The organism is Pantoea sp. CFSAN033090 (genome assembly GCF_001264395.1).
In the GTDB taxonomy this organism is placed as follows: Bacteria; Pseudomonadota; Gammaproteobacteria; order Enterobacterales; family Enterobacteriaceae; genus Pantoea; species Pantoea agglomerans.
Genome location: NZ_LGYX01000033.1, coordinates 21,177 through 31,989 on the forward strand (window position 1 = coordinate 21,177; position 10,813 = coordinate 31,989).

10 protein-coding genes and 1 riboswitch are annotated in these 10,813 nt (G+C 55.2%); of the genes, 6 read left to right on the plus strand and 4 right to left on the minus strand.

Annotated features, from left to right (window positions below):
* The gene (gene thiC, locus AFL22_RS22160; protein ID WP_010261057.1) at nt 1-1,923 is read right to left on the minus strand and encodes a phosphomethylpyrimidine synthase ThiC; all 1,923 of its coding nucleotides are present in this window, start codon (nt 1,921-1,923) and stop codon (nt 1-3) included.
* Nucleotides 1,924-2,010: 87 nt separating this feature from the next.
* Nucleotides 2,011-2,111: riboswitch (TPP riboswitch) on the minus strand.
* A 152-nt stretch (nt 2,112-2,263) separates the two neighbouring features.
* The gene (locus tag AFL22_RS22165; protein WP_010261059.1) at nt 2,264-2,770 is read right to left on the minus strand and encodes an Rsd/AlgQ family anti-sigma factor; all 507 of its coding nucleotides are present in this window, start codon (nt 2,768-2,770) and stop codon (nt 2,264-2,266) included.
* Nucleotides 2,771-2,859: 89 nt separating this feature from the next.
* Here AFL22_RS22165 and nudC point away from each other — a divergent pair, with 89 nt between their 5' ends.
* The 6 genes from nudC (at nt 2,860) to AFL22_RS22195 (ending at nt 7,256) form a co-directional block, all read left to right on the plus strand.
* Nucleotides 2,860-3,630 (plus strand): NAD(+) diphosphatase, encoded by a 771-nt coding sequence (gene nudC / locus AFL22_RS22170; RefSeq protein ID WP_010672223.1) that lies wholly within the window; start codon nt 2,860-2,862, stop codon nt 3,628-3,630.
* A 40-nt stretch (nt 3,631-3,670) separates the two neighbouring features.
* Entirely contained in the window at nt 3,671-4,738 is a 1,068-nt protein-coding gene (gene hemE / locus AFL22_RS22175) for a uroporphyrinogen decarboxylase (protein WP_010672222.1), read from the plus strand.
* A 2-nt stretch (nt 4,739-4,740) separates the two neighbouring features.
* The gene (gene nfi / locus AFL22_RS22180) at nt 4,741-5,409 is read left to right on the plus strand and encodes a deoxyribonuclease V (protein WP_010261068.1); all 669 of its coding nucleotides are present in this window, start codon (nt 4,741-4,743) and stop codon (nt 5,407-5,409) included.
* A 63-nt stretch (nt 5,410-5,472) separates the two neighbouring features.
* The gene (locus tag AFL22_RS22185) at nt 5,473-6,063 is read left to right on the plus strand and encodes a YjaG family protein (protein WP_010261070.1); all 591 of its coding nucleotides are present in this window, start codon (nt 5,473-5,475) and stop codon (nt 6,061-6,063) included.
* Nucleotides 6,064-6,251: 188 nt separating this feature from the next.
* A complete protein-coding gene (gene hupA / locus AFL22_RS22190; RefSeq protein ID WP_003850136.1) occupies nt 6,252-6,524 on the plus strand; it encodes a nucleoid-associated protein HU-alpha in 273 nt (90 codons plus the stop codon).
* 69 nt (nt 6,525-6,593) lie between these two features.
* Nucleotides 6,594-7,256 carry a DUF1481 domain-containing protein gene (locus AFL22_RS22195; protein ID WP_039387146.1) on the plus strand — a complete coding sequence of 221 codons (663 nt, stop codon included), beginning with the start codon at nt 6,594-6,596 and terminating at the stop codon, nt 7,254-7,256.
* A 32-nt stretch (nt 7,257-7,288) separates the two neighbouring features.
* Here AFL22_RS22195 and purD read toward each other — a convergent pair whose 3' ends face one another.
* Nucleotides 7,289-8,569: a phosphoribosylamine--glycine ligase gene (gene purD / locus AFL22_RS22200; RefSeq protein WP_052272170.1), complete on the minus strand. Its 1,281-nt coding sequence runs from the start codon at nt 8,567-8,569 to the stop codon at nt 7,289-7,291.
* 19 nt (nt 8,570-8,588) lie between these two features.
* On the minus strand, nt 8,589-10,178 hold the full coding sequence (gene purH / locus AFL22_RS22205; RefSeq protein WP_052272171.1) for a bifunctional phosphoribosylaminoimidazolecarboxamide formyltransferase/IMP cyclohydrolase: 1,590 nt from the start codon (nt 10,176-10,178) through the stop codon (nt 8,589-8,591).
* Nucleotides 10,179-10,813 lie beyond the last annotated feature (635 nt).

A 10,813-nucleotide genomic window follows, 5' to 3' on the forward strand; every position in this document is an offset into this window, starting at 1 on the left:
TTACTCCTCCTTAATGGCATCGGCGGGATGATAAAGCTCACCGCCGCGCCGACGAAAACGGTCTGACATCTGCGCCATGCCCACTTCAACGGGCTCGGCGCGCGTATCCTGACGTGCTGCGAACTCGCGCACCTCCTGGGAAATTTTCATCGAGCAGAACTTAGGGCCGCACATCGAGCAGAAATGGGCCACTTTGCCCGACTCCTGCGGCAGGGTTTCATCATGCATAGCCCGCGCCGTATGGGGATCCAGCGCCAGATTAAACTGATCTTCCCAGCGGAACTCAAAGCGCGCTTTGGACATGGCGTTATCACGGATCTGCGCACCCGGATGGCCTTTCGCCAGATCGGCGGCATGCGCTGCTATTTTGTAGGTGATCAATCCCTGCTTCACATCCTCTTTGTTCGGCAGACCCAGATGCTCTTTGGGCGTGACGTAACACAACATGGCGCAACCAAACCAGCCAATCATGGCAGCACCGATACCGGAGGTGAAATGGTCATAGCCGGGCGCGATGTCGGTGGTCAGCGGGCCAAGGGTGTAGAAGGGGGCTTCATCGCACAGGTCGAGCTGTTCGGTCATGTTGCGGCGGATCATATGCATCGGGACGTGCCCCGGGCCTTCAATCATGACCTGAACGTCATATTCCCAGGCAATACGGGTCAGTTCGCCCAGGGTACGCAGTTCGGCAAACTGCGCCTCATCGTTGGCATCCTGAATGGAACCCGGACGAAGGCCATCGCCCAGCGACAGGGAGACATCATAGGCGGCGCAGATTTCACAAATCTCCCGGAAGTGCTGATACAGGAAGCTCTCCTGATGATGCGACAGGCACCATTTCGCCATGATAGATCCACCCCGCGATACAATTCCGGTCAGACGTTTCGCCGTCATCGGGACATAACGCAGCAGCACGCCAGCGTGGATAGTGAAGTAATCGACACCCTGTTCCGCCTGCTCAAGCAGCGTATCGCGGAATATTTCCCAGTTCAGCGCCTCGGCCACGCCATTCACTTTTTCCAGCGCCTGATAAATCGGCACTGTACCGATTGGCACCGGGCTGTTTCGCAAAATCCATTCGCGCGTTTCATGAATATAACGACCGGTAGAGAGATCCATCACCGTATCGGCACCCCAGCGAGTCGACCAGACCAGTTTTTCCACCTCTTCCTCAATAGAAGAGGTCACCGCCGAGTTACCGATGTTGGCATTGACCTTAACCAGAAAGTTGCGGCCAATGATCATCGGCTCTGATTCAGGGTGATTGATATTGGCAGGGATGATGGCACGTCCGGCAGCGACCTCCTGACGCACAAACTCGGGCGTGATACTGGCTGGCAGATGCGCGCCAAAACTGTGGCCAGGATGCTGTTGCAGCAATACCTCACTGCGGATTCGCTCACGGCCCATGTTTTCCCGCAGTGCGATAAATTCCATCTCCGGGGTGATGATCCCCTGGCGGGCATAGTGCAATTGCGTGACGCAGCAGCCTGCGCGGGCACGGCGCGGTGTCGGCAGTTGATCGAAACGCAGATGATCCAGCCCCTCGTCAGCCAGCCGCTGCTGGGTATAGCCTGAGCTGTTCTGTTCGAGAAGTTCGCTGTCGTCGCGTTCAGCAATCCAGCGGGCGCGCAGCTTTTCCAGGCCCCGATGAACATCGATCTGTGCCGCGGGATCGCCATAGGCACCCGCCGTGTCATAGACCGGTACCGCTTCGTTCTGCTCATAGAGAGGCTGTTCTTTGCTGCCGCCGATGTGAGTCGGGCTTAGCACGATTTCACGCATGGGAACGCGAATATCCTCGCGGCTACCGGTAATCCAGATGCGGCGGGACTGGGGAAATGCACTGCCGCTTTGCAGGGAATCAATAAATTCCTGCGCCTGGGCACGCTGTTCACGACGGGTTGTTTTTTGGTCAGACATAGCAATCTTCCTGTTAAGGGGGAACGATGCTTGTCCGGAGTTCGGAAGGAGTAACCGTATAGACAGCGTTAGCATGCTGGCATACAGAGAATATTTACTCTTGTTCCCTTCGCAGGTTCTAACCTGATCAGGTTCCGCGGATCCCGAATTAACGGTCTCAGCCCAACTGGGCACTCCGACAAGAAGCGGTTTTTACGCGGGTGTCTGATAACAGAGCCAAGTGTAAAAACCTTATATTTCAAAGCAAAAATCAAAAAAGTTCTTTGGAGCACTCTCCTCAGAACCTGTTCAGCATAAAAGGGCTACGGGATAATCTCAACCCCTTTGCCGGAGATGATGATTAAGCCGGACGCGCGATATGGCTGTCATTGGCTACCGGCGGGGGGACAAGCTGGTTATCCCATGCCAGCTGGATCAGCTTATCTTCCAGCGTAAAGCGTGCTTCCAGCACTTCACCCACTTCGGAGAGTGCCTGCTGGAAGGTCATGCAGTTCTCGTCGTCGATCGCCTGCTGCAGGTGGCCGTCATACAGCTGCATCAGACGCTCAGTATTGGCTTCCAGCGGTGGATAGATCTGTGCGGCGGCAATCATCGGGCTGTCGCCACTCATTTCACTGATCACGCGTTCATAGATACTGAAGTGACCCGCAGAAAGATAATCGACCAGACCGTGACAGAAGTTGTCCAGAGCCTGCTCATCAAGACGCGTCAGCGCCTCTTTGTTTGGTTTAAGTCCGACCAGGTGATAATAGGTCACCAGTAGCTGACGACGGGCTTCAAGCCACGAATCGACCAGTTCATTACTGCCACCTACGCGTTCAGCCAGGACGTCTAACTGGTTAAGCATATCTAACTCCATGTGAGTTATAGTTGTTTATCTACACACTTAACATCAGGACTTCAGCGTGCGAGTTGACGCTAAGGATGACGAAATAAATGCAATGCGAAATCTCAAGCGTAGACGCTGGATGGTGGATTGTCAGCCATGAACAGAAACTTTGGTTACCACAAGGTGATTTACCCCACGGAAACGCCGAAAAATTTGGTTTGACCGGCAGTAAAGCCCGGACCATCGGTGAGTGGCAGGGCGAAAAAGTCTGGCTGATTTGTGAGCCGCGTTCTGCCGATATGTTCTCAGTACGACAGCTGATCGATCAGGATGTGGCGCTGTTTCAGCTGGTGGGTCGCGGTGTGCAACTGGCGGAATTCTACCGTTCTCATCGCTGGTGCGGCTATTGCGGCCATGAAATGCACCAAAGCAAACATGAATTTGCCTGTCTCTGCAGCCATTGTCGCGAGCGTTACTATCCGCAGATCGCACCCTGCATCATTGTGGCTATCCGTCGCGGTGATGAAATCCTGCTGGCGAATCATGCCCGCCATCGCAACAAGGTCTACACCGTGCTGGCAGGTTTCGTGGAGGTGGGCGAGACGCTGGAGCAGGCCGTTGCCCGCGAAGTGATGGAAGAGAGCAATATCCGCGTCAAAAACGTCCGTTACGTTACCTCCCAGCCGTGGCCCTTCCCGCAATCGCTGATGACAGCCTTTATGGCGGAGTATGACAGCGGCGATCTGCAGCACGACGGTAAAGAGCTGCTGGATGCGGCCTGGTTCCGTTTTGATGAGCTGCCGTTGCTGCCACCGCCAGGCACCGTGGCGCGCCGCCTGATTGAAGATACCGTCGCCCTGTGCCGCGCCGAAGTGTGAAAGTGCTACACTACACGCCTGTTATTGAGAGAGTGTTGAGATGAGTGAACTGAAGAACGATCGTTATTTGCGTGCCCTGTTACGTCAGCCGGTTGATGTCACGCCGGTCTGGATGATGCGACAAGCCGGGCGCTATTTGCCGGAGTACAAAGCGACACGCGCCCAGGCGGGTGACTTTATGTCGCTGTGTAAAAACGCCGAGCTGGCTTGTGAAGTTACCCTGCAGCCGCTGCGCCGTTATCCGCTGGATGCCGCCATCCTCTTCAGTGACATCCTGACCATTCCGGATGCGATGGGATTGGGTCTCTACTTTGAAACCGGCGAAGGCCCGCGTTTCTCAAACCCTGTGACCTGCCGCGCTGACGTTGAGCGTTTACCGGTGCCCGATCCCGAAATGGAGCTGGGCTATGTGATGAATGCTGTCCGTACCATCCGTAAGAACCTGAACGGCGACCTGCCGCTGATTGGCTTCTCTGGCAGTCCGTGGACGCTGGCCACCTATATGGTGGAAGGCGGGAGCAGCAAGGCGTTTACCAAAATTAAGAAGATGATGTATGCCGATCCCGCTACGCTCCACGCGATGCTGGATAAGCTGGCCGACAGCGTCATCCTCTATCTCAATGCTCAGATCCGCGCCGGTGCGCAGTCCGTTATGGTATTTGATACCTGGGGCGGCGTGCTGACCGGTCGTGATTACCGCGAATTCTCACTCCATTACATGCACAAAATTGTCGATGGCCTGCTGCGTGAAAACGACGGTCGCCGCGTGCCGGTGACGCTCTTCACCAAAGGCGGCGGACAGTGGCTGGAAGCGATGGCCGCCACCGGTTGTGACGCGCTGGGTCTCGACTGGACCACCGATATTGATGATGCACGCCGTCGCGTGGGCGACAAAGTCGCCCTGCAGGGCAACATGGATCCTTCTATGCTCTATGCGGCACCTGAGCGCATAGAACAGGAAGTGGCTGGGATCCTGGAGCGCTTTGGCTCGGGCACCGGGCATGTCTTTAATCTGGGTCATGGTATTCATCTGGATGTGCCACCGGAAAATGCGGGCGTCTTTGTTGAGGCGGTACACCGTTTATCACGTCCCTGGCATCAGGAGTAATCATGGATATTGCCGCACTTCGCGCTGAGCAGTTACAACGCGCCGCTGATGTGGTGCGTGAAGATGACTTTGATGTGCTGCCACCCCGCTTTATCGGCGGGGCGGACGTTGGATTTGAGCAGGAAGGCACCATTACCCGGGCGGCGATGGTGATACTGGAGTATCCCTCCTTAAAGCTGGTGGAGCACCGCATCGCACGCGTTGAGACCACCATGCCCTATATTCCGGGCTTTCTCTCATTCCGTGAATATCCAGCGCTGATGGCCGCCTGGCAGATGCTGGAGCAAAAGCCGGACCTGCTGTTTGTGGATGGACACGGTATTTCGCATCCACGACGACTTGGCGTCGCGTCACATTTTGGCCTGCTGGTCGATGTGCCCACCATTGGTGTCGCGAAAAGTCGCCTGTGTGGCCGTTTTGCCGATCTGGATGCGCAGCCTGGCAGTCGTCAGCCACTGATCGACAAAGGTGAGCAGATAGGCTGGGTATGGCGCAGCAAGCTGCGGTGTAATCCGCTGTTTGTCGCCACCGGCCATCGTGTCAGCCTGGATACCGCGCTGCAGTGGGTCGAAAACTGTACGCGTGGTTACCGGCTGCCGGAACCGACCCGCTGGGCCGACGCGGTTGCCTCGAACCGAACCGCTTTCCAGCGCTGGCAAAACGCGCTTTAACACTGTTTGTGCTGCGGTTTTGCAGTTACACTGCGGCCAGCGAAACGAATAAGAGCCACCTTTATGTTACAAAATCCCGTTCATCTGCGTCTGGCGAAGCTGGAAAGCTGGCAGCACCTTACTTTTATGGCCTGCCTGTGCGAGCGCATGTATCCCAACTATCGTGCGTTCTGCGAGCAGACTGAATTTGCCGATCCGGCACTCTATCGCCGCATTCTTGATCTGATCTGGGAAAACCTGACGGTCAAAGATGCGAAGATTAACTTCGACAGCCAGCTGGAAAAGCTCGAAGCCGCCATTCCTGATGGTGATGCGTTTGAGGTTTACGGCGTTTATCCGGCTATCGATGCCTGTGTGGCATTGAGCGAAGTCGTACATGCGCAGCTGAGCGGTGAAACTCTTGAGCATGCAATTGAAGTCAGCGAGACCTCAATTACTACTATCGCCATGCTGGAAATGACCCAGGCTGGACGCGAAATGACCGACGAAGAGCTGCGTGAAAACCCGGCTATCATCGATGAGTGGGACCTTCAGTGGGAGATTTTCCGCCTGCTGGCGGAGTGTGAAGAGCGCGACCTTGAATTGATTAAAGGTCTGCGATCTGACCTGCGTGAAGCGGGAATTAGCAACATCGGTATAAATTTCCAGCAGTAAGGCGATAAAACGTGACTTCAGGCCCGAATTAGCGCGCCTGGAGGCTTCACATTGGCCCCCTGTCTGGTCTACATTTGGGGGGCTGAAAATTGTGGCTATCGGTGCGTGCAGGCAGAAGAGTGCCAGAATATGGCTTTTCCCTCGCACTCGTTGCTTAGCAAGCGATAAATACACTTTAAGGATAACTTATGAACAAGACTCAACTGATTGATGTGATCGCAGAAAAAGCTGACCTGTCTAAAACCCAGGCAAAGGCAGCGCTGGAATCTACTCTGGCTGCGATCACTGAGTCTCTGAAAGATGGTGATGCTGTACAACTGGTTGGTTTTGGTACTTTTAAAGTGAACCACCGCGCTGAGCGTACCGGTCGTAACCCGCAGACTGGCAAAGAGATCAAAATCGCTGCAGCAAATGTACCGGCATTCGTGTCTGGTAAAGCGCTGAAAGACGCCGTTAAGTAAGACGTCGCACTGCGGTTAAGCTTTAAAACAGGGGGCGTTTCGCCCCTTTTGTTTAAGAGGCCAGCCATCATGACCCCGCTGTTTCAGCGTTTATCTGTTCTGTTTCTCTCCCTTTTTCTTTTCGGTTGCAGCTCTACTCCGGATATTCCCCCCTTTTCTGCCAGTGGCTATCTTGCCGATCGTGGTGTTGTTCGTATCTGGCGTAAAAACAGCGACCACCAGTCGGTCCATATCCGCACCTTCTATACGCCGTTCAGTGGCGGTGAGGGTGAAGTGACGGATTATGTCTGGCTGGAAGAGTCGTTGATCAGCATCCAGCGTCAGGTGAAGGGCAACCAGCCTGATGATGTGACCCTGCGCTTTGACCAGGCTGGCGGTCTTAACTTTATGCAGCGCCAGCTTTCAGGCCGGCGTGAAGCGGTCAGCCCGGATGCGGTTGAGCTCTATAAGTTTGATGCCGAGCGGATGCGTAACCTCAGCGATGCGCTATTAAGCGGTCAGGTGTTCCTCAGACAGGGACACTGGCTGGGAAACAATGTGCTGGAGAGTTGCGAAGGCCAGCAGGTCAGACCCGCTTTTGACGCCGACGCTCTGCAGATGCTGACACAGCAGCAACGCCGCGCATCAACACCGCTGATGGTGTCATGGCTTGAAGCGCCGGAAGGGATACAGCTATTGCGGGTCAGTCAGCAGGATGACTGCTCACAGCAGCCGACAGAAGAAGATATGTGAATTGAAAAGGGGGCACCTGGTGCCCCCTGAACTTATTTGCGATTAATGGCGCGGTAGCCGATATCGCGGCGACAGAAGCTGCCCTGCCATGAGATTGGCTGTGTCAGCTCATAAGCCCGCTTTTGTGCCGCGGCCACATCGTCGCCCAGCGCGGTTACGCACAATACGCGGCCACCGTTTGTCAGCACCAGGTCCTCTTCCAGCCGTGTTCCGGCGTGGAATACCTTGCCGTCAGCCATTTCTTCCAGTGGCAGGCCGTGAATCTGATCGCCCTGAGCGTAGTCACCCGGATAACCGCCCGCCGCCAGCACCACACCCAGCGCAGGGCGGGGATCCCATTGTGACGTTTTCTGATCCAGCTTACCGTCACAGGCGGCCAGGCAAAGATCGACCAGATCCGACTGCAGACGCAGCATGATCGGCTGAGTCTCCGGATCGCCGAAGCGGCAGTTGAATTCGATCACTTTCGGCTGCCCGGTGTGATCGATCATCAGGCCGGCATAGAGAAAACCGGTATAGACGTTGCCTTCAGCCGCCATGCCGCGCACGGTCGGCCAGATAACCTGATCCATAACGCGCTGGTGGATCTCATCGGTGACAACCGGAGCCGGAGAGTAGGCACCCATTCCGCCGGTGTTCGGACCGGTATCGCCATCGCCCACGCGTTTGTGATCCTGGCTGGTGGCCATGGGCAGCACATGCTCGCCGTCCACCATCACGATGAAGCTGGCTTCTTCGCCATCCAGAAACTCTTCAATCACAATGCGGTGTCCGGCATCGCCAAAGGCGTTTCCGGCCAGCATATCCTGAACCGCATCCTCAGCTTCCTGCAGCGTCATCGCCACAATCACGCCTTTACCTGCGGCCAGGCCGTCGGCTTTGATGACGATAGGGGCGCCTTTCTCACGCAGATACGCGAGAGCGGGCTCAACCTCGGTGAAGTTCTGGTATTCCGCACTCGGGATCTTATGACGCGCCAGGAAATCCTTGGTGAAAGCTTTAGAGCCTTCCAGCTGCGCAGCGGCCTGAGTCGGACCAAAGATAGCCAGCCCGGCCTCACGGAAGGCATCCACGATGCCAATCACCAGCGGCGCTTCGGGGCCGACAATCGTCAGATCAATCTTTTCACGCCGGGCAAACTCAAGCAGGGCAGGGACATCAGTTGCACTAATCGCGACATTCTGCAGCGCAGGCTCTAATGCGGTGCCCGCGTTACCCGGTGCCACAAACACGGTTTCCGCCAGCGGCGACTGGACAGCTTTCCAGGCCAGAGCATGTTCACGTCCGCCATTGCCGATTACTAAAATTTTCATCTGTTTCTCTCCAGAACGATTAATGGCGGAAGTGACGCATGTCGGTGAAGATCATGGCAATGCCGTGCTCATCAGCCGCCGCAATCACCTCTTCATCGCGGATGGAGCCGCCAGGCTGGATGACGCAGCTCACGCCTGACGCGGCTGCCGCATCAATACCATCACGGAACGGGAAGAAGGCATCCGACGCCATGGCTGATCCTTTTACTTCCAGCCCTTCATCGGCTGCTTTAATGCCGGCAATCTTAGCGGAATAGACACGGCTCATCTGTCCGGCACCGATACCGATGGTCATGTTGTCGCGTGCATAAACAATGGCGTTAGACTTAACGAACTTCGCTACTTTCCAGCAGAACAGCGCATCACGCAGTTCCTGTTCGGTTGGCTGACGTTTACTGACGACGCGCAGCTGGCTGGCATCAACCATGCCGAGATCGCGATCCTGTACCAGCAGACCCCCGTTGACGCGTTTGAAATCCAGTGCAGCAGTACGGTTTTGCCATTGGCCGCAGATCAGGACACGGACATTCTGCTTCGCGGCGGTAATTTTCAGCGCGGCCTCGGAAACCGCTGGCGCGATAATCACCTCAACAAACTGGCGGCTGATAATGGCCTGCGCAGTTGCTTCATCCAGCTCGCGGTTAAAGGCGATGATGCCGCCAAATGCGGAGGTCGGATCGGTCTGGTAAGCGCGATCATAGGCTGCCAGCAGCGAGTCACCGGTCGCTACGCCACAAGGGTTCGCATGTTTGACGATGACGCAGGCGGGTTCACTGAACTCTTTGACGCACTCCAGTGCAGCATCCGTGTCAGCAATGTTGTTATAGGAGAGCGCTTTACCCTGAACCTGCCGGGCCGTCGCCACTGAAGCTTCAGTGATATTCTCTTCTATATAGAAGGCAGCATCCTGATGGCTGTTTTCACCGTAGCGCATATCCTGCTTCTTAATGAAGTTCAGATTCAGGGTACGCGGGAAACGGCCGGCGGGCTGATTACGATCACCGTGATAGGCGGGCACCAGGCTGCCAAAGTAGTTAGCGATCATGCTGTCATACGCGGCGGTGTGTTCGAACGCTTTGATTGCCAGATCGAAACGGGTCTCAAGCGTCAGGCCATTTTCATGGGCATCCATTTCGGCAATGATCGCATCGTAGTCGCCGCTGCTGACCACGATTGCCACATCTTTATGGTTCTTGGCAGCAGAGCGCACCATGGTCGGGCCACCGATGTCGATATTTTCCACTGCATCTTCCCGTGAACATCCTTCACGGGCGACGGTCTGTGCAAAGGGATAGAGGTTAACGACCACCATGTCGATTGGGCTGATGTCGTGCTGCGCCATAATGGCATCATCCTGGCCGCGACGACCTAAAATGCCGCCATGCACTTTGGGATGCAGGGTTTTGACGCGTCCATCCATCATTTCCGGGAAGCCGGTGTAGTCAGAGACTTCTGTGACAGCCAGACCCGCATCCGCCAGCAGGCGAGCTGTTCCGCCTGTGGAGAGCAGTTCGACACCGCGACTTGAGAGCGCCTGAGCAAATTCGAGGATACCGGCTTTGTCAGAGACACTGAGCAATGCGCGGCGTACAGGACGAGTTTGTTGCATGGTGGTTTATCCCTTGGCTTTGTTTCGCGTATATAAGAGCGTTACATCAGGCTTTACAGCGGTTTTCTCTTCTCTATATAGGAAGAAAAAATCAAAAACCTCAGGTAACGCCCCGAAAAGGGGTGTCCGGAACTTCGCCCGGCATTGTAGCGAAAACGTTTGCGTGATGCTCGCCTAAATTTATCTGGCCCGACTAATGTGGATAACATTGTGTGTAACTGCGTATAACAGCCGCTTTTGCTGTGGAATGCAGCGAACGCTCTTTTTTATGCAATTTATGGGTTGCGCCTCTCAGACAACTCCCTATAATGCGCATCCATCAACACGGCACACCGGCAACGGGAAGCGGGTTGAAAGGCACAGGAGACTGCGCCGCCGGAGAAAAACTTCTGAGAAAGAGGTTGACTCTGCAGGAGGAAAGCGTAATATACGCCACCTCGCGACAGGACGCTAACGCACTGTTCGCACTGCTCTTTAACAATTTATCAGACAATCTGTGTGGGCACTCGCAGGATTGATATCAGCGTCTCCGGACGTAAAAAAATATCAAGCCTCACGAGTGAACACATAATGAAATTCATTATGACGTTTTACAGATGAGCACCGCTTAACTTGTTTAAGCAAATCAAACTTAA